The organism is Serratia marcescens, from assembly GCF_006715005.1.
Taxonomy (GTDB): Bacteria; Pseudomonadota; Gammaproteobacteria; order Enterobacterales; family Enterobacteriaceae; genus Serratia; species Serratia montpellierensis.
Window position 1 is genome coordinate 1,380,942 of record NZ_VFMJ01000001.1, and the last position, 22,200, is coordinate 1,403,141.

Below are 22,200 nucleotides of genomic sequence, written 5' to 3' on the forward strand. Positions count from 1 at the left end.
GGTTTAAGACATAGTGAGCGATCTGTATACCGCCGAAGGCGTGATGGACAAAAATTCTCTCTGGCTGCGCTACGTCCCGTTAGTGCGCCACGAGGCGTTGCGCCTGCAGGTTAGGCTGCCCGCCAGCGTGGAGCTTGACGACTTGCTGCAGGCCGGGGGAATCGGGCTATTGAACGCCGTTGAGCGTTATGACGCCCTACAAGGAACCGCCTTTACCACCTATGCGGTGCAGCGCATTCGCGGCGCGATGCTCGACGAGCTGCGCAGCCGCGACTGGGTGCCGCGCAGCGTGCGGCGCCATGCGCGCGAGGTCGCGCAGGTGATGCGGCAACTGGAACAGCGTTACGGCCGCCCGGCGAGCGAGACGGAAGTGGCGCAGACGCTGAATATCTCGCTGGATGAGTACCGTCAAATTCTGTTGGACACCAATAACAGCCAGCTTTTCTCCTACGACGAATGGCGCGAGGAGCATGGCGAGAACGCGGAACCGATGCTGGAAGGGCATGAAGAGGCCAACCCGCTGCATCACCTGTTGGAAGGCAGCCTGCGCCAACGAGTGATCGACGCCATCGAGGCGTTGCCGGAGCGCGAAAAAATGGTGCTGACGCTGTATTACCAGGAAGAGTTGAATCTCAAAGAGATCGGCGCCGTGCTGGACGTCGGGGAGTCCCGCGTCAGCCAACTGCACAGTCAGGCGATCAAACGGCTGCGTGCGCGGCTGGCGAACGATACCTGACGGCGACCCGCCGCCCCTCAACTCGATGACTCATGTGACAATCGGACTGCCCTTTATGCCAGGAATACTGTTGAAGAAACGGCCGCTTAGCCGTTACCTGAAAGACTACAAGCACAGCCAGACCCATTGCTCCCAGTGCGGCAAACTGTTGGACCGCATGGCGCTGGTGTTTCGCGGCAAGATTATCAATAAAGAAGCCATCGCGCGCATGGATCAGCCGATCGACGATGCGGTCTGGCAAAACGTGCAGCACGAGCTGACCGCGCTGTGCCGCTTTTGCAGCGAGATCTCCTGCAACAGCCACCCGAGCTATTTCGACATCATGGCGTTCAAGCAGTATCTGTTCGAACAGACCGAGATGAGCCACAGCACCATCCGCGAGTATGTGGTGCGGCTGCGCCGGCTGGACGAAATGCTGGTGGCGCGCAACTATCCGGCGGATAAATTCGCCAGCAGCGCCAGCCATCAGCGCATCATCGACGATCTGCCTACCGCGGCGCACAACAACTACCGCATTGCGCTGCGCAAATACGATCAGTATCTCGCCTGGCAGCGCAGCTACTGAGACTTTTCCCCGGTCGTTGGGCCGGGGCCTGCTGTTTCCCCCGTGATAAAGGATGATTATTCAGTTCACATCTGCTAAATCTATCGGTTATCAGATGTTGATATTCGATTCCCTGGGGGGAAGTAGTGAACCTGCAACAACAACTGGCGCAATTTCCGCGTCTGGATCTGGTTGGCACCGCCACACCGCTCGAAAAGCTGTCCCGTCTCTCCGATTACCTCGGCCGCGAAATCTACCTTAAACGTGACGATGTCACTCCAATGGCCATGGGTGGCAACAAGCTGAGAAAGCTCGAGTTTCTGGCCGCCGACGCGCTGCGACAAGGCGCCGATACGCTGGTCACCGCCGGCGCCATTCAATCCAACCACGTGCGCCAGACGGCGGCGGTGGCGGCGAAACTCGGCCTGCACTGCGTCGCGCTGCTGGAAAACCCTATCGACACCCGCGCGGAAAACTACCTGACCAACGGCAACCGCCTGTTGCTCGGCCTGTTCAACGCCGAGGTGGTGATGTGCGAAGCGCTGCACGATCCGCAGCAACAGCTGGCGGAACTGGCGACGCGCCTTGAGGCGCAGGGGTTCCGGCCTTACGTGGTGCCGGTGGGCGGCTCCAATGCGCTGGGCGCGCTGGGATACGTGCAGTGCGCATTGGAAATCGCCGAACAGAGCCAACGCAGCAACGTGGCGTTCAGTTCGGTGGTGGTGGCGTCCGGCAGCGCCGGCACCCACGCCGGGCTGGCGGTAGGATTGCAGCAGCTGTTGCCGGAAACCGATCTGATCGGCGTAACGGTTTCGCGCACCGTGATCGATCAGCTGCCGAAGGTGGAGCAGATCCAGAAAGCTCTGGCCTGTTCGCTGAATATCGACGAACTGGCGCCGATCGCGCTGTGGGACGATTATTTCGCGCCGCAGTACGGCATGCCGAACGAAGAGGGGATGGCGGCGGTGCAGCTGCTGGCGCAGCAAGAGGGCGTGTTGCTGGATCCGGTATACACCGGCAAAGCGATGGCCGGTTTGATCGACGGCATCGCCCAGCGGCGCTTCCGCGATGAAGGTCCTATTCTGTTCGTTCACACCGGCGGTGCGCCGGCGCTGTTCGCCTACCATCCGCAGGTGTAAATACCGCTTGTTATTCCATTTTGAACTATATTTATAAAGTTATATTCCTTTATGCGGACGGTCGCACTGTTAAAGTGCTGATATCAAAAAAGATAAATAACACACAGGGGTGTTTATGATGTTTGCGAAAGTTCGTCGTCAATGGTTGTTGGGCGTGGTGGGTATCGCATTGGCCGCCGGTGTGACGACTCAAGCCTATGCCGCCGACAATCTGCTGCAGCAGGTGAAACAGCGTGGCACGCTGATCGTCGGGCTGGAAGGCACCTATCCGCCGTTCAGCTTCCAGGGTGAAGACGGCAAGCTGACCGGTTTTGAAGTGGATTTCGCCAACGCGCTGGCGGAACATCTGGGCGTGAAAGCCAAGCTGAACCCGACCAAGTGGGACGGCATGCTGGCGTCGTTGGACTCGAAACGTATCGACGTGGTTATCAACCAGGTCACGCTCTCCGATGAGCGCAAGAAGAAATATGACTTCTCCACCCCGTACACCGTTTCCGGTATTCAGGCGCTGGTGAAAAAAGGCAACGAAGGCACCATCACCAAGCCGGAAGACCTGAAGGGCAAGAAGGTTGGCGTGGGCCTGGGCACCAACTATGAGCAATGGCTGCGCGCGAACGTGCAGGGCGTGGACGTGCGCACCTACGACGATGACCCGACCAAGTATCAGGATCTGCGCGTTGGCCGCATCAACGCCATTCTGGTGGATCGCCTGGCGGCGCTGGATCTGGTGAAGAAAACCGGCGATACGCTGGCGGTAGCCGGCCCGGCGTTCTCTCGCCAGGAATCCGGCGTGGCGCTGCGCAAGAACAACCCAGAGCTGCTGGCAGCGATTGACCAGGCGATCGCCGAGATGCAAAAAGACGGCACGATGGCGAAGATCTCCGAGAAATGGTTTGGCGCGGACGTAACTAAATAATGCACGAAAGTATTCAACTGGCGCTGGATTCAGCGCCATTTTTATTGAAGGGCGCAATACTGACGCTTCAGCTCAGCCTGGGCGGTATGGCGTTGGGGTTGCTGCTCGGTTTTCTGCTGGCGCTGATGCGCCTTTCACCGCTTTGGCCGCTGTCGTGGCTGTCGCGTATCTACGTGTCGCTGTTCCGCGGTACGCCGTTGATCGCCCAACTGTTTATGATCTATTACGGTCTGCCGCAGTTCGGCATCGAGTTCGATCCCTTCCCGGCGGCGCTGATTGGCCTGTCGCTCAATACCGCCGCTTACACCTCGGAAACGCTGCGTGCGGCGATTTCGTCGATCGACAAAGGGCAGTGGGAAGCCGCCGCCAGCATCGGCATGACCCGTTGGCAAACCCTGCGTCGGGTGATCTTGCCGCAGGCGGCGCGCACCGCCTTGCCGCCGCTGGGCAACAGCTTTATCGGCTTGGTGAAAGACACCTCGCTGGCCGCCACCATACAGGTGCCGGAACTGTTCCGCCAGGCGCAGCTGATCACCTCGCGCACGCTGGAAGTGTTCACCATGTACCTGGCGGCATCGCTGATTTATTGGGTGATGGCAACCCTGCTTTCCGCGCTGCAAAACCGTCTGGAAGCCCACGTTAATCGCCAGGATCAGGAGTAGCGCATGAGTGCCATTGAAGTTAAGCAATTGACCAAGCAGTTCAAGGGTCAGACGGTGCTGCATGGGATCGATCTGGCGGTGGACGCCGGCGAAGTGGTGGCGATCATCGGGCCGAGCGGTTCGGGGAAAACCACCTTGTTGCGCTGCATTAACCTGCTGGAGGAGCCGGATTCCGGCACCATTCGCGTCGGCGATATCCTGATCGACGGCAGCAAGCCGCTGAGCAAACAGAAAAATCAGGTGCGGGCGCTGCGTCAGCAGGTCGGTTTCGTGTTCCAGAACTTCAACCTGTTCCCGCACCGTTCGGTGCTGGAAAACATCATCGAAGGGCCGGTTATCGTTAAAGGCGAGGCGAAAGCCAGCGCGGAACAGCGCGCCCGCGCGTTGCTGGCCAAGGTGGGCCTGAGCGGCAAAGAGCAGGCTTATCCACGTCGACTGTCCGGCGGGCAGCAGCAGCGGGTGGCTATCGCGCGCGCGCTGGCAATGCAGCCGGAGGTGATTTTGTTCGATGAGCCGACGTCGGCGCTCGATCCCGAGCTGGTGGGGGAAGTGCTCAATACCATGCGCTCACTGGCGGAAGAGAAACGCACCATGGTGATCGTCACCCATGAGATGAGCTTCGCCCGCGACGTCGCTGACCGGGTTATCTTTATGGACCACGGCCGCATCGTTGAACAGGGCCCGGCCAAAGCGCTGTTCGCCAACCCGCAGCACCAGCGTACCCAGCAATTCCTCGACAAATTCCTGAATCAATAAGACGGCGGGGGAGCTTCCCCCGTCCGCGTTCACTCCGCTTTCAACAATTCGTTTCGCGCAGCGGCGGCGAGAAACCCGCTGCGGCTACCGTATCCCGGATGTTGCCGAACCCGAGAGTCAATGCGACGAGTAGCGTGCTGCCACGGTTTGCAAGCAGACTAATTCATTCTGAGTTCACCCTGTTGTTATCGCCCATGAGGCGCCGCATCCTCATGCCAGGATAGCAATACGCTAACGGCTGACCGGGCTGCGGGCAATAAAAAACCCTGCACAAGTGCAGGGTTTGCGTAGCGGTGAGCAAATCAGGCGGCCATGCATGGCCGCCTTGACGATGCGTTAACCGATGGTCATCAGGCTGGCGTTACCGCCGGCGGCGGCGGTGTTGACGCTCAGCGAACGCTCGATCAGCAGGCGTTCCAACAGGATATTGGTTTCACCGTGGGCGAAGCCCTGCACCGAGACGATGGCGCCGCCGCGCTGCGCGATCTGCTCGCACAGGATGCGCAGCTGGTCGGCATCGCCGTGGTAGATGGCGGCGTCGAACTCGACCTTATCCTGCTGCCAGTCTTTGCTGAAGGCGATGCGCGCCTGCACATCGTTCGGCAGGCGGCGGAACAGATTGCGCTGCAGTTCCGCTTCCGGCCACAGCACGCAGCTGCCAACCGCCAGCACGGCGGCCAGCTGGGTCAGCGCGTCGGTTTCGTTATCCGCCAGGCACAGCACGCGTTCACGCGGCAACAGGGCATAGGTATTGCGCTCGCCGGTTGGGCCCGGCAGCGGGCGTACGGTGCCGCCCTGGCCCAGTTCCGCATAGCGCTGCGCCAATGCCGCCAGTTCGCCGTGTTGGCTGGTGACCGCCCATTTCTCCAGCGATTGCAGCGCGCCTAACAGCTGCGGCCGCGCGGTGGCTTCCATCGGGCGCTCGTCGTCCTGACGGTGCAGCGTGCGCTGCAGCGCGTCGTCCGGACGGTTGGCCAGCAGACGGTACAGATAAAGCGGACCGCCGGCTTTCGGGCCGGTGCCCGACAGGCCTTCGCCGCCGAACGGCTGCACGCCGACCACCGCGCCGACCATGTTACGGTTGACGTACAGGTTGCCGACCTTGGCGCGTTCGGTCACCCGGGCGATGGTTTCATCGATACGGGTGTGAATGCCCAGCGTCAGGCCATAACCGGCGGCGTTGATCTGATCGACCAGCGCGTCCAGATTGTTGCGCTGGAAGCGCACCACGTGCAGCACCGGGCCGAAGATCTCTTTTTGCAGCTCGTCGAAGCTGTCGAGTTCGATCAGCGTCGGTTTGATGAAGGTGCCGCGCGCCCACTCTTTCTCATCTTGCACGCTGCCTTTGGCAGCCTGGTAGACCTTGCGGCCTTTAGCGCGCATCGCCTGGATGTGGCGTTCGATGCCGGTTTTGGCTTCGGCGTCGATCACCGGGCCCACGTCGGTAGACAGGCGCTCCGGGTTGCCCATGCGGCACTCGGCCATCGCGCCGCGCAGCATTTGCAGCGTGTGCTCGGCCACGTCTTCCTGAATGCACAGGATACGCAGCGCGGAGCAGCGCTGGCCGGCGCTGTCGAAGGCGGAGGCTACCACGTCGGTCACCACCTGTTCGGTTAGGGCTGAAGAGTCGACGATCATGGCGTTCAGGCCGCCGGTTTCGGCGATCAGCGGCGTCGGGCGGCCTTGCGGATCCAGACGGCCGGCGATGCTGCGCTGCAGAATGCCGGCGACGTCGGTGGAACCGGTAAACATCACGCCGCGGACGCGGGCATCGTTAACCAACGTCGAGCCGACGGTTTCACCCTGGCCAGGCAGCAGCTGCAGTACGCCTTGCGGAATACCGGCTTCCAGCAGAATACGCACTGCCTGCGCGGCGACCAGCGGCGTTTGCTCGGCCGGTTTTGCCAGCACGCTGTTGCCCGCCGCCAGCGCAGCGGCGATTTGGCCGGTGAAGATCGCCAGCGGGAAGTTCCACGGGCTGATACAGACCACCGGGCCCAGCGGGCGGTGGCTGTCGTTGGCGAAGTCGTCGCGCACCTGGCCGGCGTAGTAGTGCAGGAAATCGACCGCTTCACGCACTTCGGCGATGGCGTTGTTGAAGGTTTTACCCGCTTCGCGCACCAGAATGCCCAGCAGGCTTTGCAGCTGGCTCTCCATCAGCTCGGCGGCGCGTTCGAGGATCGCGGCGCGCTCCGTCGGCGGTGTCGCGAACCAGATTGGGCCGGCGGCTGCAGCGGCGTCGAGCGCGCGGCTGACTTCGCTTTCGGTAGCTTCACGCACGTAGCCGACCACATCGCCCGGCTCGGCCGGGTTGATTACCGGCTGTTCGACGCCCTGATCCAACTCGGCATCGATGATAGGTTCCGCGCGCCATGGATGGCTGGCGCTGGTGAGCAGGGCGCTGGACAGCGAAGCCAGACGCTGTTCGTTGGACAGATCCAGGCCGCTGGAGTTGGTACGTTTCTCACCATACAGCTCGCGCGGCAGCGGAATGCGCGGATGCGGCAGGCCAATCTGGCCTTCGCTGGCCGCCAGCGCTTCCACGGCGCTGACCGGATCGGCCACCAGCTCGTCGAGCGGCAGGGTGGCGTCGGCGATGCGGTTGACGAACGAGGTGTTGGCGCCGTTTTCCAGCAGGCGGCGCACCAGGTAAGCCAGCAGCGTTTCATGGGTGCCGACCGGTGCATAGATGCGGCAAGGACGGTTCAGTTTGCCGTCGGCCACTTTACCCACCACCTGTTCGTACAGCGGCTCACCCATGCCGTGCAGGCATTGGAACTCATACTGGCCAGGGTAGTAGTTGTTGCCGGCCAGGTGATAGATGGCACTCAGGGTATGGGCGTTGTGGGTCGCGAACTGCGGATAGATCAGGTTCGGCACCGACAGCAGCTTGCGGGCGCAGGCCAGGTAGGAAACGTCGGTATAGACCTTGCGGGTGTAAACCGGATAGCCTTCCAGGCCGTCCATCTGGGCGCGTTTGATTTCGCTGTCCCAGTAAGCGCCCTTCACCAGACGGATCATCAGGCGACGGCGGCTGCGTTGCGCCATGTCGATCACCGCATCGATGGCGAACGGACAGCGTTTTTGGTAAGCCTGGATCACGAAGCCGATGCCGTTCCAGCCGGCCAACTGCGGCTCGAAGCACAGCTTCTCCAGCAGATCGAGCGAGATCTCCAGACGGTCGGCCTCTTCGGCGTCGATGTTGATGCCGATATCGTACTGGCGTGCCTGCAGGGTCAGCGACAGCAGGCGCGGGTAGAGTTCTTCCATGACGCGTTCGTACTGCGCGCGGCTGTAGCGCGGGTGCAGGGCGGACAGTTTGATGGAGATGCCGGGGCCTTCATAGATACCGCGGCCGTTGGAGGCTTTGCCGATGGCATGAATTGCCTGCTGGTAGGAAACCAGGTAGGCCTGCGCGTCGGCTTCGGTCAGGGCGGCTTCGCCCAGCATGTCGTAGGAGTAGCGGAAACCTTTTTCTTCGAGCTTGCGCGCGTTGGCCAGCGCCTCGGCGATGGTTTCGCCGGTCACGAACTGTTCGCCCATCAGGCGCATCGCCATGTCCACGCCTTTGCGGATCAGCGGCTCGCCGCTCTTGCCGATAATGCGGTTCAGCGAACGGGACAGATTGGCTTCGTTATGCGTGGACACCAGCTTGCCGGTGAACAGCAGGCCCCAGGTGGCGGCGTTGACGAACAGCGACGGGCTGCGCCCCAGGTGCGAGTGCCAGTTGCCGTTGCTGATCTTGTCGCGGATCAGGGCATCGCGGGTCGGTTTGTCCGGAATACGCAACAGCGCTTCCGCCAAGCACATCAGCGCCACGCCTTCCTGCGAGGAGAGGGAGAACTCTTGCAGCAGGCCTTGCACCATGCCGGCGCGGCCGTTTGCACTTTTTTGGTTACGCAACTTCTCGGCGATGCCGTAGGCCATTTTGTGAGTAGCCTGAGCAAGATCGGCGGGTAATCGCGCCTGTTCGAGCAACATCGGCACCGCTTCGGTCTCCGGGCGACGATAGGCGGCGGTGATGGCGGCGCGGGTGACCGACTGCGGCAGAATTTGTTCGGCGAAATCGAGGAATGGCTGGTGTGACTCTTCCTGCGCTTGCGGCATAATGTCGTCCGCTTCAGGCTGGCCCGCAGCGGCCAGCGCTGGAATTTCAGGAATATCGGAACCGCTCTCGAGACGCTCGAGGTAATTAAAGATGGCCTGCTTGATGAGCCAGTGCGGCGTGCGATCGATGCGCTGCGCGGCGCTTTTGATCCGGTCGCGTGTTGCCTCGTCGAGTTTCACGCCCATTGTGGTAGTGCCCATGCCTATCCAACTCCTGTGTTTAGAACCTATCCCATCAGGCTAGACAAACAGCAGGCCGGAAAGCCTGTTGGGATAGGTTCGTGTGATGTGTGGTGTCAAGAATGCAGACAATATCCTGCATGTTGCAACTTTGTGCAACCTTGTTAAATCAGGCTGATGAGCGAAGTGTGAGTTTCATCGATTTTTTAACATGGGCAGTTGGCACGAATGTTGCGTTATTGAGCGAATGCGGCGGGGTTTATGATGCCGCAAACGTTTTACCTTGCGGTATATAAGGGTAATAACCAGGTGCAACTCATTTTGCTTGTCGTGAGTGCAACCTTTGTGCCCGGTAAATGTGACGCAGGGTAAACTTTGTGTAACTTTGTTGTTAAATATCTTGTTGGTTGATGAAAGGCTCATCTAGGATAACCGACGGTCAACAATTACGGGCAGAAACTATTTTACCTGCACTTGCTCGCAGGCAGCGCCACGTTCCGGCGCGGCGGCCAGTGAAATGCATTGCGCGTGGGTTTACCGGCGCCGGCTTGGCCGGAGCGAAACGCGAATAATAATGAAAGTGGAGAATTAAATGACAATGAGCACACCTATGCTGGTGACCTTCCTGGTGTACATTTTCGGGATGGTGCTGATCGGCCTGCTTGCCTACCGGGCAACCAACAACTTTGATGACTATATTCTCGGCGGCCGCAGTTTGGGCAGCGTGGTGACCGCGCTGTCCGCCGGCGCTTCCGACATGAGCGGCTGGTTGCTGATGGGCCTGCCGGGCGCCATCTTCCTCTCCGGCATCTCCGAAAGCTGGATCGCTATCGGCCTGACCATCGGCGCTTACCTGAATTGGAAGCTGGTGGCAGGAAGGCTGCGCGTGCATACCGAAGCCAACAACAACGCCCTGACGCTGCCGGATTATTTCACCAGCCGCTTTGAAGACAACAGCAAGCTGCTGCGCGTGATCTCGGCCATCGTTATCCTGGTGTTCTTCACCATTTACTGCGCCTCCGGCATCGTAGCCGGCGCGCGCCTGTTCGAAAGCACCTTCGGCATGAGCTACGAAACCGCCCTGTGGGCCGGCGCCGCAGCGACCATCCTCTACACCTTTATCGGCGGTTTCCTGGCGGTGAGCTGGACCGACACCGTGCAGGCCAGCCTGATGATTTTCGCGCTGATCCTGACGCCGGTGATCGTGATCTTCGCCGTCGGCGGCATCGATACCTCGATGCTGGTGATCCAGGCGCAGAACCCGGCCAACCTCGACATGCTGAAGGGGCTGAACTTCGTCGCCATCCTGTCGCTGCTGGGGTGGGGTCTGGGCTACTTCGGCCAGCCGCACATCCTGGCGCGTTTCATGGCGGCGGATTCTCACCGCACCATCCGCAGCGCGCGTCGCATCAGCATGACCTGGATGATCCTGTGCCTGGCCGGCACCATCGCCGTCGGTTTCTTCGGCATTGCTTACTTCGCCAACAACCCGGATCAAGCCGGTAACGTGTCGCAGAACGGCGAACGCGTGTTCATCGAACTGGCGATGCTGCTGTTCAACCCATGGGTAGCGGGCGTGCTGCTGTCGGCGATTCTGGCGGCGGTCATGAGTACCCTGAGCTGCCAGCTGCTGGTGTGCTCCAGCGCGATCACCGAAGACCTGTACAAGGCGTTCCTGCGTAAAGGTGCCAGCCAGCGCGAGCTGGTGTGGGTCGGCCGCGTCATGGTGCTGGTGGTGGCGTTGATCGCCATCGCGCTGGCGGCCAACCCGGAGAACCGCGTGCTGGGGCTGGTGAGCTACGCCTGGGCCGGTTTTGGCGCCGCCTTCGGCCCGGTTGTGCTGATTTCGGTGATGTGGTCGCGCATGACCCGCAACGGCGCGCTGGCCGGCATGCTGGTCGGTGCAGTGACGGTGATCGTCTGGAAACAATACGAATGGCTGGGCCTGTATGAAATCATCCCGGGCTTCATCCTGGGCTGCCTCGCCATCGTGGTGGTGAGCCTGATGGGCCGCCAGCCTTCCGCCACCATGACCGAGCGTTTCGATCAGGCGGAAGCCGAGTACAAAACGGTGTAACGCCGTTCGATGTCAGTCGGTAAGGGGCGCGCAGAGCGCCCCTTTTTTTTGCCTGCCGATCGCCGTCATCCGGCTGTAACACCTGGCGACATTTGATTAGAAAAAATCACGCTTGCGCCTCTTGTATTTCTTCTTGGCAGAATGATAATCACTCTCGTTGGTTTTTACGTTTCTTTACAGAGTTGCCGCCGCTCATTTCGAGTCAGTTTTCTCTGCCGCTGCGGTCTTTTCAGGGGTGATTATTTATGTTCGTTCCCTTTCTTATTATGTTCCGCGAGGGGCTGGAGGCTGCGCTGATCGTCAGCCTGATCGCCAGCTACCTGAAACGCACGCAGCGCAGCCAATGGCTGGGCGCGGTGTGGATCGGCGTGATTGTCGCCGCGGCGCTGTGTCTGGCGCTCGGCATCTTCATCAATGAAACCACCGGCGAGTTCCCGCAGAAACAGCAGGAGCTGTTCGAGGGCATCGTGGCGGTGGTGGCGGTGCTGATCCTCACCTATATGGTGTTCTGGATGCGTAAGGTGTCCAAGTCGGTCAAGGTGCATCTGGAAGGGGCGATCGATCAGGCGCTCAACGCCGGTAAAGGGCAGGGGTGGGCGCTGGTGGCGATGGTGTTCTTCGCCGTGGCGCGCGAAGGGCTGGAGTCGGTGTTCTTCCTGCTGGCGGCGTTCCAGCAAGACGTGGGCGCCGCAGCGCCGATCGGCGCGGTGCTCGGCCTGGTGGCCGCCATCGTGCTGGGCATGATGATTTATTGGGGTGGGGTGAAGCTGCACCTGGCCAAGTTTTTCAAATGGACCAGCCTGTTCATTCTGTTCGTCGCCGCCGGCCTGGCCGCCGGAGCGATCCGCGCCTTCCACGAAGCCGGCCTGTGGAACCACTTCCAGGCTATCGCCTTCGATTTCAGCAGCACCCTGTCGACCCATTCGCTGTTCGGCACCCTGCTGGAAGGCATCCTCGGGTACCAGGAAGCGCCGACGGTCAGCGAAGTGGCGGTCTACTTCTTGTATCTGATCCCGGCGCTGATTTTCTTTTTCCTGCCGCAGCGCGCGGAGCCGGCAGCGGCCCCGGCGCAACGTAAAATCAATCATTAATGTTTAATAGGGAATCTCGTATGTCTACTCCGTTATTTCGCCGCAAGGCGTTGCACGCAGCATTACTGGCTATCCCGGCGTTTGCGCTGAGCATCGACGCGTTGGCGGCGGACGTGCCGCAGGTCAAGGTTACGGTTAACGACAAGCAGTGCGAACCGATGCAGCTGACGGTGCCGGCAGGCAAAACGCAGTTTGTGGTGCATAACACCAGCCAGAAAAACGTCGAATGGGAAATCCTGAAAGGGGTGATGGTGGTGGAAGAGCGCGAGAACATCGCGCCGGGCTTCACCCAGAAAATGACCGCCACGCTGGAAGCGGGCGAATACGACATGACCTGTGGGCTGCTCAGCAACCCGAAAGGCAAACTGACCGTCACCGCGGCAAGCAATGGCGCCACCGACGGTAAACCGAACGCGCTGGACTTGGTTGGCCCGATCGCCGAATACAAAGTCTACGTCATCAAAGAAGTCGATGGGCTGGTGAAACAGACCAAGCTGTTCACCGACGCGGTGAAGGCCGGCAACGTGGAGCAAGCGCGCAAGCTGTACGCGCCGACCCGCCAGCATTATGAACGCATCGAGCCGATCGCCGAGCTGTTCTCCGATCTGGATGGCAGCATCGACGCCCGTGAAGACGACTACGAGAAGAAATCGGCGGATCCGAACTTCACCGGTTTCCACCGTCTGGAGAAGGCGCTGTTTGCCGACAACTCCACCAAAGACATGGGCGCCTACGCCGATCGCCTGTACCACGACACCGTAGAGCTGCAAAAGCGCGTGAGTGAACTGACCTTCCCGCCGAGCAAGGTGGTGGGCGGCGCAGCCGGGCTGATCGAAGAAGTGGCGGCCAGCAAGATCAGCGGTGAAGAAGACCGCTACAGCCGCACCGACCTGTGGGATTTCCAGGCCAACGTCGACGGCGCGCAGAAGATAGTCAACCTGCTGCGCCCGCTGTTGGTCAAGGCCAACAAGCCGCTGCTGGACAAGATCGACGCCAACTTCAAAACCGTCGACACCATTTTGGCGAAGTACCAAACCAAAGAGGGCTATGAGTCCTATGAGAAGCTGACCGATGCCGATCGCAATGCGTTGAAAGGGCCGATCACCACGCTGGCGGAAGACCTTTCCCAACTGCGCGGCGTATTGGGTCTGGACTGAGGCATACGGTTATGAGCAACAAGGCAGGCCCGAATAACGGGCCTCATCCGCATTCTCAGGGGGCGGCATCGCCTTCGCGGCGCCGTTTGCTGCAGGGGCTGGGGCTAAGCGCACTGGCGCTGGGCGGCACCCGCCTGGCGCAGGCGACGGGCAACGTGGCGGAGCCGTTGGCGACGCCGCAGGATGAGCGCTGGCAGAAACAGCCGTTTTATGGCCGCCATCAGGCCGGGGTGCTGACCCCGCAACAGGCGGCGATGATGCTGGTGGCGTTCGACGTGCTGGCGACCAGCAAAGCGGATCTGGAGCGCCTGTTCCGGCTGCTGACCGATCGCATCGCGTTCCTGACCCACGGCGGCAAGGCGCCGGAGGTGGACGCCAAGCTGCCGCCGCTTGATTCGGGGATCATGGGGCCGGAGATTTACCCGGATAACCTGACCATCACCGTCTCGGTCGGCGCATCGCTGTTCGACGAACGCTTTGGCCTGCAGGCGCAAAAGCCGCTGCGGTTGCAAAAAATGACCCGCTTCCCCAACGATGCGCTGGACGCCGGGCTTTGCCACGGCGATCTGCTGCTGCAGATCTGCGCCAACACCAATGAAACGGTGATTCACGCACTGCGCGACATCATCAAGCATTCGCCGGATCTGCTCAGCGTGCGCTGGAAGCGGGAAGGATTTATCTCCGCGCATGCGGCGCGCAGCAAAGGCAAAGAAACGCCGATCAACCTGCTGGGCTTCAAAGACGGCACCGCCAACCCGAAAACCGACAACAAACCGCTGATGGATAAGGTGGTGTGGGTCGGCGACAACGTCGGCGAGCCGGCGTGGACGGCGGGCGGCAGCTACCAGGCAGCGCGCATTATTCGCTTCCGAGTGGAGTTTTGGGATCGCACGCCGCTGCAGGAACAGGAAACCATTTTCGGTCGCGAAAAGCACAGCGGCGCGCCGCTCGGCATGAAGCATGAACATGACGAGCCGAACTACGCGAACGATCCTGACGGCAAGGTGATCCCGATGGATGCGCACATTCGGCTGGCTAACCCGCGCACGCCGGAAAGCCAAAGCAACCTGATGCTGCGGCGTGGCTACAGCTATTCCCTTGGCGTTTCCAATGCCGGGCAGCTGGAAATGGGGCTGCTGTTTGTCTGCTATCAGGCCGATCTGGAAAAAGGATTCCTGACGGTGCAAAAAAGGCTCAACGGCGAAGCGCTGGAAGAATACATCAAGCCGATCGGCGGCGGGTATTTCTTCGTATTGCCGGGCGTGAAAGAGGGCGGCGACTATTTGGCCAGCGGCCTGCTCAAGGCCTAAGCGCGCAATGACGAGGCGGGATCTTCCGCCTCGTTTTACGTTGGCTTGCCTATTGTGCGGGACATTAAGCGACGGGGTTCAATTCAATCCGTCGCCTGCGAATTAAAAAATCTGAAGGGCCCGCCGACTTTTGGTTGTGCAAATTTTAATCGAGAAACTAAAGTGTCATTCGCGGTTTTTAATTGTAATTTGTTGATATTTATAGGGTAAAAATTTTTATGGAATGACGTGCCGAGCGTGATATAGTGTTTTTGCGCTAACTGAAAACAAAAGATATAAAATTTTTTTACATTTTAGTAACGCGACAGGATTGAATGTCATTATACTGTAATCATCTGGCGGTAGTTTTCACACGGTGCACAGCTTGAAGCTGTAAATATCACTGCGGGGATCGCTAATGGTAAAGTCCTTGGTTGGGCTGGAAAGAAAAAATAACACATCTCCCCTGATTTCTCGTTGTAACGAGGGTTCTCTCTCCGACTCTCTTTTACCGGCAACCCCGCACTCTTATCGCTATCGAATCTCATCACTTTTTACTCCACGTTTATTGATGCAGTCCGCGTTGTCCCGTGAAGACACGGCGCTTAAGCGTTGCCGTCGATTCACCTTGTCCCTTGGCTCTTATTGGCTCGGAGGAGGCCAAAACCTAATACGTGTGTGAAACATAATCGCGCGGCCTGGCCGTTGCGGTAGGTGAAACAAACTGTAAGGTGCCACTATGGGTAGACAGAAAGCAGTGATCAAAGCACGTCGTGAAGCGAAACGCGTTATTCGTCGTGACGCTCGTAGTCATCGCCAGCTGGAAGAAGAGTCTGTGACCTCGCTGGTGCAAATGGGGGGAGTCGAGTCTATCGGCATGGCGCGAGACAAGCGCGATAGCTCACCCATCGAGGCTAGAACCGAAGCTCAGGGTCATTACTTATCAGCCATAGAGAATAAGCAGCTGATCTTCGCCACCGGCGAAGCCGGCTGTGGCAAAACATTCATCAGCGCCGCCAAGGCGGCGGAGGCGCTGATCCATAAAGAGGTGGATCGGATTATCGTTACCCGTCCTGTTTTGCAGGCGGATGAAGACCTTGGCTTCTTGCCGGGTGATATCTCCGAGAAATTCGCGCCTTATTTCCGCCCGGTGTATGACATCCTGGTGCGCCGTTTGGGTTCCTCCTTTATGCAGTACTGCCTGCGGCCGGAAATCGGCAAGGTAGAGATTGCGCCGTTCGCTTATATGCGTGGACGCACCTTCGAAAATGCGGTCGTTATCCTGGATGAAGCCCAGAACGTGACCGCCAGCCAGATGAAAATGTTCCTGACCCGCCTGGGAGAAAACGTGACGGTTATCGTTAACGGTGACGTGACCCAGTGCGACTTGCCACGCGGCGTGAAATCCGGCCTCAGCGACGCGCTGGAACGCTTCGAAGAGGACGAGATGATCGGCGTTATCCGCTTTGAGAAACAGGACTGCGTGCGCTCCGCTTTGTGCCAGCGCACGCTCAACGCTTACAGTTAACCTATCCGCTAATAGAAAGGCCGCTTCGGCGGCCTTTTTTCTCTCCGCAATTTCCCCTCTCGTTTAGCCTTTGTGTAAATTATTGTGGTTATTTGTATAGATTTTCGTTGAGTTAGCGTTAATGATTAATGGGTTCCAGATTGGCGCGCAACTTGCGTGCGCCGCCAAAAGGACACTATCTGGGGTGTGCGCCGTGCGGCGCATTGAGTGTGAGTTCCTTGATGCGATTCAAACATGAAATATATCATTCTGATTTTGCTTATTTTATGCGTCGTCTATGTGCATTACCGCGGGCGGGTACGCTACAACGTGTGGCGACAGCTGTCTGACCATTCCACCTTTACCGCACCGCTGAACGTCTTTATGTATCTGTTTTCCCGTGTGCCGACCACGCCGTACCTGAAGCCGGAGCAGTTCCCTGAGCTGGCGGTACTGCGGGAGAATTGGGAAACCATCCGCGACGAAGGACAGAAGCTGATGGAGATCCAGCAGATCAAAGCGTCCGATCAATTCAACGACGCCGGGTTCAACTCGTTCTTCAAGACTGGCTGGAAACGCTTTTATCTGAAATGGTATGAGGACAGCCATCCTTCCGCCATGACCCTGTGCCCGCAGACCACGGAACTGCTGCGCAGCCTGCCTTCGGTCAAGGCGGCGATGTTTGCCGAACTGCCGGACGGCAGCCGCTTGCCGCGCCACCGCGACCCTTATGCCGGTTCGCTGCGTTATCACCTGGGGCTGATTACCCCCAACGATGACCGCTGCTTTATTGAGGTGGACGGCGAGCGCTACAGCTGGCGCGACGGTGAAGGCGTGATGTTCGATGAAACCTACCTGCACTACGCGGAAAATCAGAGCGGGCAAAATCGTCTGATCCTGTTCTGCGACATCGAACGGCCGATGCGCTACCGTTGGGCGCAGGCGGTGAACCACTGGCTGGGGCGCAATCTGATGAGCGCCGCCACCGCGCCGAACGAAGAGGGCGATCGCACCGGCGGCGTCAACAAGATGTTCAAATACATCTATGCGATACGTCGAGTGGGGAAACGCCTGAAGGCCTGGAACCGTACCGGTTATTACATCATCAAGTGGATTTTGTTCGGGGGGATCGCCGCGGCGATATTCTTCTCGGTATAACGAAGACAGGGGCGCACTGTGTGCGCCCCTTTTTGATCAGGCGAAGATAGTCATCATGTAGGCGGCGAACAGCGCCAGGTGGGCGGTGCCGTTCAGCACGTTAGTGCGGCCGGTCGAGAACGACAGCTGGCACAGCAGCAACACCGTCAGCATCACCACGATATGCGGCGTTTGCAGGCCGAAGATCAGCGTCTGCCCGGTCAGGGTGGCGATGATGGTGACCGCCGGTACCGTCAGGGAGATGGTCGCCAGCACCGAACCGAAGAACAGGTTCATGGCACGTTGCACCTGATTGTTCAACACGGCGCGCAGCGCGCCCAGCCCTTCAGGCGACAGGATCAACAGCGCCACCAGGAAGCCGGTGAACTGCGCCGGCGCATTCATCTTGGTCAGCAGGCCTTCCAGCGGATTGGCATTGAACTTGGTGACGGCGATAACCGCGATCAGGTGCACGACGAGCCAGGCGGCATGCCAGGCACTGCTATGGGAAGAGGGCTTGCCGTGATGCGGGTCGCCATCGTCGTCTTCATGCTCGTACACGAACAGGCTCTGGTGGGTTTTGGTCTGGATCACCAGGAACACGCCATACATGGCGGCGGAGATCAGTGCCACCAACAGCGCTTGTCCGGTGCTGAAGTTGCCGCCCGGCAGCGCGCTCGGGAACACCAGCACGATCACCGCCAACGGGAAAATCGCCATCAGGTACTGTTTGATGCCGCCCAGGTTGACGTACTGGGTGGCGAACTTGCGCCCGCCGAGCAGCAGCGCGAAACCCACCAGGCCGGCGGAAACGATCATGATGATGGAATACAGCGTGTCGCGCATCAGCGCCGGCGCGGCGTCGCCGGTGGCCATCAGCGCCGAGATCAGGCTGACCTCGAGGATCACCACCGACAGGCTGAGGATCAGCGAGCCGTAGGGTTCACCCAACCGGTGGGCCAGCACGTCGGCATGGCGCACCACGCTGAAGGCGCTGCTGAGGATCCCCACCAGCGCGAGAATATTGATGCCGACGATCAGCGGAAAGTGAGTGGTGCTGCTCCACAGATTCAACACCACCAGCGCGGCGATGGGGAAGATCAGCGAGTATTCGGTGTGGCGAGATTTGGTGGATCGGCCAGGATCGTGTTGCGACTTCATGAGGGTGGCACTCCTTCTCAAACAGCGTAGCCCGTCAGCGCCGGTCGCCGTGATGCGGCAACTCTGCGTTTCCAGTAGGTATTTTATATTAGGATACACCCACGGCGCCGGTGTGATGTTGTTTTTATCTGAGAAAGCAATTGCTTGCTTTATGTGATCAGGGTAACAAAAAAACCGCACGGGGTGCGGTTTTATTTACTTACTTTTACGCAATAACGCCAATTTTTAACGTTAGATATGAGAAAAGTCGTGTTTACTTATTTAGCATGCGGTTAATCAAGGAAAATACAGCCGTTAGTCGTCAATATTATCCATGATTTCATGCCGTTTATTGTGGTAACCCTCTTCATTTAGCCCTTCACGCCAGTAAGGTACGGCATAAAGACGATTACGATCGCATTGACGTTCGCGGCGCAGGTAGCGGCGCAGATCTACCACCAGGCGATCTTCACCGGCGAGCCAGAAGTGGGTTTCGCCCTGCGGCAGAGACTGCGCGCGGAACCGAGCGACCAATTCGTCGGTTTTCTCCGTGCCGCCGACGATCCAATTCACCTCAACGCTGGCCGGTTTTTTCAGGTCAATCACGTCGGCAGTGCTGTCTACGCGGACGAAAGCGCGCCCGGCGCTGTGCGGCGGCAGGTTTTCCAACAGCGCGGCCAGCGCAGGCAGCGAGGAAGGATCGCCCGCCAGGCAGTAGAAATCGGCCGCCGGCAGCATCGGTTTGGGGCCGCCCGGGTTACTGATGCCGATTTTATCGCCGGCTTTTGCCTGGCGCGCAAAGTCGACTGCCGGCCCCTGGTGATCGTGAATCGCGAATTCGATGTCCACTTCCGCCTGTTCCGGGCGCACGGCGCGAATGGAATAGGTGCGCACGATTGGGCGTACGGCATCTGCGGCCCAGCGTGGGCCGTTTTCGGTCAGCGTCGGCAGGTCCGGCTGTGTTTGGCCCGCGAGCGGCAAAAAGACCTTGATGTGTGCGGCGGCGGCGTTGGCCGGGTAGTAGCGCAGATCGGGCGCGGTAAAGGTGATGCGGCGCAGGTGCGGCGTAATGTCCTGTACGGCGCTGACGGCGATCAGGTAGGGGGCGCGTGAGCGAGGGGCTTCGGTAGTCACGGGGATCTCCTTATAGTTCGTTTGGCGGTGAGTATACCATGCCGTTTGATAATGAGAATTGTTTGCTCATTGAGGCGCAACTGAGTGTGAGCTAGGCTTAAGCTTCACGGAATACGCACGGGAGGACGTGATGCCCTATCAAGACACGAACGACTTGCCGGACAATGTGAAGCATGTGCTGCCGGCCCATGCTCAGGCGATCTATAAAGAAGCGTTCAACAGCGCCTGGCAACAATACCGGGATCCGGAAGACCGACGCGGTGACGACAGCCGGGAGGAGACGGCGCACAAGGTGGCCTGGGCGGCGGTCAAGCAAAGCTATCGCAAGGGAGATGATGAGCGTTGGCACAAAAAGTAACGCTTTATGCCCTGATAAAATCGTGCAGACGTTATGCTGACCTCGGCAATTAATATTATTGCTGCTCAGTACAAATACTTTTTCACTTTAACGCGGTTTTGTAACTTGATTGCGCGTCAGGAAAAGAATAAGGTCATTTCTATTAGGCGCGGTGATTGAATTAATAAAAATCCGCCGCCGAAAATAAAACATCAAAGGTTCAGCAGTGGCGAGGGAAGACGAGAAATCGTATTCCCGGGAGGTAATATCAGTGTTAACGCGAGATTTTCTGCAAAAAGCGGATTGCAAAACTGCATACGGCGCTATTGAGGAGTCGTTGCTGCTGACGCCTGAACAGCGTGCAGCCTCGTTGGATTGCACCTTATCGCGCCGGCCGGATCACAGCCCCGTATGGATATTCGGTTACGGTTCCCTGATGTGGAATCCAGTTTTCGAATCGGAAGAAGTGCGGCCCGCTACGCTGCAGGGCTGGCACCGGGCGTTCTGCATGCGGCTGACCGCCGGGCGCGGCACGCTACATCAGCCAGGGCGCATGCTGGCGTTGAAAGCTGGCGGCCAGACGACGGGATTGGCCTTCCGTCTGCCGGAAAGCAAGCTGCGCGAAGAGCTGGAGCTGCTGTGGAAGCGTGAAATGGTGACCGATTGCTACGTGCCCACCTGGTGTGAACTGCAGTTGGATGGCGGCGAGAGGGTTACCGCACTGGTGTTCGTGATGAATTCTCAACATCCGCTGTTTGAAGCAGACACCAGCTATCAGGTGATCGCGCCATTGATCGCCAGCGCCAGCGGCCCGCTGGGCACCAACGCGCAATACCTGTTTGCGCTGGATAACGAGCTGAAGCACCACGGCATGCAGGATGATTGCATCGGCGATCTGGTGCGCTACGTACAGCAATGGTTGCAGCAGAACCGCCCCGGCGCTTTCGGGGCTGAGGCCACGGCCTGAGGCGTTGGCAGGGTGGTAGACAGTAAAGGGCTCAGCGTGCTGAGCCCTTTTTCATATATCTAATACCTCTATTTAATAACTTTATTCTGCATGATTATTTAAGGCTCTTTTTTTGTGTGGTTACTTATCTCATTATTTTTAAAGCCATTCATCATCCACTCCCATCTTTACCCCCCGAAAGTAACGATAAATAATTCACTTAGTATTAAATTGCATAACTAAAGGCTATTTCTTATTTGTTCAGCCCCGCGTGACTCCGTATCAATATGACAGAGGTTATCGCAAGAAACAGGGAGACGGGGATGAACTTTCAACAATTAAAAATTATTCGCGAATCGGCGCGCTGCAACTACAACCTGACCGAGGTCGCCAATACCTTATTTACTTCGCAGTCCGGCGTCAGTCGGCATATTCGCGAGCTGGAAGAAGAGCTGGGTATTGAAATATTCATTCGCCGCGGTAAGCGGCTGCTGGGCATGACCGAACCCGGCAAAGAGCTGCTGGTGGTGGCGGAACGTATTCTCAACGACGCCAATAACATCCGTCGCCTGGCGGACGTCTTCAGCAGCAACGATTCGGGGCAGTTGCATATCGCGACGACGCACACCCAGGCGCGCTACAGCCTGCCGGGGGTGATCAAAGAGTTTCGCGCGCTATACCCGCGGGTGCGGGTGGTGCTCAATCAGGGCAGCCCGGAGGAGATCGTCTCGATGCTGGCCGCCGGCGAAGCCGATATCGGCATCGCCAGCGAACGGCTGATGAGCGACGAATCGCTGGCGGCGTTCCCTTACTATCGCTGGCATCACACCATTTTGGTGCCGGAAGGACATGAGCTGACGCGTCAGCCGCAGGTGACGCTGGAGATGCTCAGCACCTTGCCGCTGATCACTTACCGCCAGGGCATTACCGGGCGCGCGAAGCTGGATGCGGCGTTCAAAGCGGCGGGCCTGACGCCGGACATCGCGCTCAGCGCGCAAGACTCCGACGTGATTAAAACCTATGTCGAACTGGGGTTGGGCGTGGGCGTGCTGGCGGACATGTCGTATGAAAAAGAGCGCGATCGCGGGTTGGTGAGTCTCAACGCCGAGCACTTGTTTGAACCCAATACGGTATGGCTGGGCCTGAAACGCAGCCAGCTGCAGCGCAACTATGCCTGGCGCTTTATCCAGCTATGTAATCCGACACTGTCGCTGACCGAAATCAAGGACAAGGTCTTCTCGTCGCAGCTGGATACGGTGATTGACTACCAGATTTAATCAATAAGCGGCAGGCAATGCCTGCCGCGCATCCTGCATCGTCCCCCTAATAATCAAAATCCCATCTA

18 protein-coding genes and 1 pseudogene are annotated in these 22,200 nt (G+C 58.9%); 15 read left to right on the forward strand and 4 right to left on the reverse strand.

Annotated elements, in window-relative coordinates; translation table 11 throughout:
* Positions 1–13: 13 nt before the first annotated feature.
* The 6 genes from FHU12_RS06585 to tcyN all read left to right on the forward strand — a co-directional run bounded on the left by FHU12_RS06585 (position 14) and on the right by tcyN (position 4,753).
* Complete coding sequence (locus FHU12_RS06585) at positions 14–736, forward strand: RNA polymerase sigma factor FliA (RefSeq protein WP_004934752.1); 723 nt, start codon at positions 14–16, stop codon at positions 734–736.
* A 55-nt stretch (positions 737–791) separates the two neighbouring features.
* Positions 792–1,301, forward strand: a complete 510-nt coding sequence (gene fliZ, locus FHU12_RS06590) for a flagella biosynthesis regulatory protein FliZ (protein WP_025303240.1) — start codon at positions 792–794, stop codon at positions 1,299–1,301.
* Between the two features lie 125 nt (positions 1,302–1,426).
* A complete protein-coding gene (locus FHU12_RS06595) occupies positions 1,427–2,419 on the forward strand; it encodes a D-cysteine desulfhydrase (protein ID WP_141959513.1) in 993 nt (330 codons plus the stop codon).
* A gap of 115 nt (positions 2,420–2,534) precedes the next feature.
* On the forward strand, positions 2,535–3,335 hold the full coding sequence (gene tcyJ, locus FHU12_RS06600; protein WP_141968197.1) for a cystine ABC transporter substrate-binding protein: 801 nt from the start codon (positions 2,535–2,537) through the stop codon (positions 3,333–3,335).
* Positions 3,335–3,997, forward strand: coding sequence for a cystine ABC transporter permease (gene tcyL / locus FHU12_RS06605; RefSeq protein ID WP_025303237.1), 663 nt, complete (start codon positions 3,335–3,337; stop codon positions 3,995–3,997). Before tcyJ ends, tcyL begins: the two co-directional genes overlap by 1 nt.
* Before the next feature lie 3 nt (positions 3,998–4,000).
* Positions 4,001–4,753, forward strand: a complete 753-nt coding sequence (gene tcyN / locus FHU12_RS06610) for an L-cystine ABC transporter ATP-binding protein TcyN (RefSeq protein ID WP_038876913.1) — start codon at positions 4,001–4,003, stop codon at positions 4,751–4,753.
* Between the two features lie 29 nt (positions 4,754–4,782).
* Here tcyN and FHU12_RS27365 read toward each other — a convergent pair.
* Both FHU12_RS27365 and putA read right to left on the reverse strand, forming a co-directional pair.
* Positions 4,783–4,878 (reverse strand): annotated as a pseudogene (locus FHU12_RS27365) (type II toxin-antitoxin system HicB family antitoxin); the annotation flags it as partial.
* A gap of 211 nt (positions 4,879–5,089) precedes the next feature.
* On the reverse strand, positions 5,090–9,061 hold the full coding sequence (gene putA / locus FHU12_RS06620) for a trifunctional transcriptional regulator/proline dehydrogenase/L-glutamate gamma-semialdehyde dehydrogenase (protein WP_141968199.1): 3,972 nt from the start codon (positions 9,059–9,061) through the stop codon (positions 5,090–5,092).
* 571 nt (positions 9,062–9,632) lie between these two features.
* On the opposite strand from putA, the gene putP reads away from it, so the two are divergent.
* The 6 genes from putP (at position 9,633) to lpxO (ending at position 17,319) form a co-directional block, all read left to right on the forward strand.
* The gene (putP, locus tag FHU12_RS06625; RefSeq protein WP_033634960.1) at positions 9,633–11,117 is read left to right on the forward strand and encodes a sodium/proline symporter PutP; all 1,485 of its coding nucleotides are present in this window, start codon (positions 9,633–9,635) and stop codon (positions 11,115–11,117) included.
* A gap of 245 nt (positions 11,118–11,362) precedes the next feature.
* A complete protein-coding gene (efeU, locus tag FHU12_RS06630) occupies positions 11,363–12,208 on the forward strand; it encodes an iron uptake transporter permease EfeU (protein ID WP_074025827.1) in 846 nt (281 codons plus the stop codon).
* A gap of 20 nt (positions 12,209–12,228) precedes the next feature.
* Positions 12,229–13,365, forward strand: coding sequence for an iron uptake system protein EfeO (efeO, locus tag FHU12_RS06635; RefSeq protein ID WP_141968201.1), 1,137 nt, complete (start codon positions 12,229–12,231; stop codon positions 13,363–13,365).
* 11 nt (positions 13,366–13,376) lie between these two features.
* A complete protein-coding gene (gene efeB, locus FHU12_RS06640; protein WP_141968203.1) occupies positions 13,377–14,675 on the forward strand; it encodes an iron uptake transporter deferrochelatase/peroxidase subunit in 1,299 nt (432 codons plus the stop codon).
* Between the two features lie 718 nt (positions 14,676–15,393).
* Positions 15,394–16,182 carry a phosphate starvation-inducible protein PhoH gene (gene phoH, locus FHU12_RS06645; RefSeq protein ID WP_015378226.1) on the forward strand — a complete coding sequence of 263 codons (789 nt, stop codon included), beginning with the start codon at positions 15,394–15,396 and terminating at the stop codon, positions 16,180–16,182.
* A 234-nt stretch (positions 16,183–16,416) separates the two neighbouring features.
* The gene (gene lpxO, locus FHU12_RS06650; RefSeq protein WP_025303230.1) at positions 16,417–17,319 is read left to right on the forward strand and encodes a lipid A hydroxylase LpxO; all 903 of its coding nucleotides are present in this window, start codon (positions 16,417–16,419) and stop codon (positions 17,317–17,319) included.
* 36 nt (positions 17,320–17,355) lie between these two features.
* Here the strand turns inward: lpxO and chaA are convergent, their stop codons facing one another.
* Together chaA and FHU12_RS06660 are read right to left on the reverse strand one after the other, a co-directional pair.
* A complete protein-coding gene (gene chaA, locus FHU12_RS06655) occupies positions 17,356–18,459 on the reverse strand; it encodes a sodium-potassium/proton antiporter ChaA (protein WP_063990237.1) in 1,104 nt (367 codons plus the stop codon).
* A 294-nt stretch (positions 18,460–18,753) separates the two neighbouring features.
* Entirely contained in the window at positions 18,754–19,572 is an 819-nt protein-coding gene (locus FHU12_RS06660; RefSeq protein WP_141968205.1) for a siderophore-interacting protein, read from the reverse strand.
* Positions 19,573–19,702: 130 nt separating this feature from the next.
* Here FHU12_RS06660 and chaB point away from each other — a divergent pair, with 130 nt between their 5' ends.
* From chaB to cbl, 3 genes are all read left to right on the forward strand, one after another.
* Complete coding sequence (chaB, locus tag FHU12_RS06665; RefSeq protein ID WP_049202016.1) at positions 19,703–19,930, forward strand: putative cation transport regulator ChaB; 228 nt, start codon at positions 19,703–19,705, stop codon at positions 19,928–19,930.
* Between the two features lie 250 nt (positions 19,931–20,180).
* The gene (locus FHU12_RS06670) at positions 20,181–20,876 is read left to right on the forward strand and encodes a gamma-glutamylcyclotransferase (protein WP_141968206.1); all 696 of its coding nucleotides are present in this window, start codon (positions 20,181–20,183) and stop codon (positions 20,874–20,876) included.
* Between the two features lie 302 nt (positions 20,877–21,178).
* The gene (gene cbl / locus FHU12_RS06675; RefSeq protein ID WP_110610940.1) at positions 21,179–22,132 is read left to right on the forward strand and encodes an HTH-type transcriptional regulator Cbl; all 954 of its coding nucleotides are present in this window, start codon (positions 21,179–21,181) and stop codon (positions 22,130–22,132) included.
* The last annotated feature ends 68 nt before the right edge of the window (positions 22,133–22,200 follow it).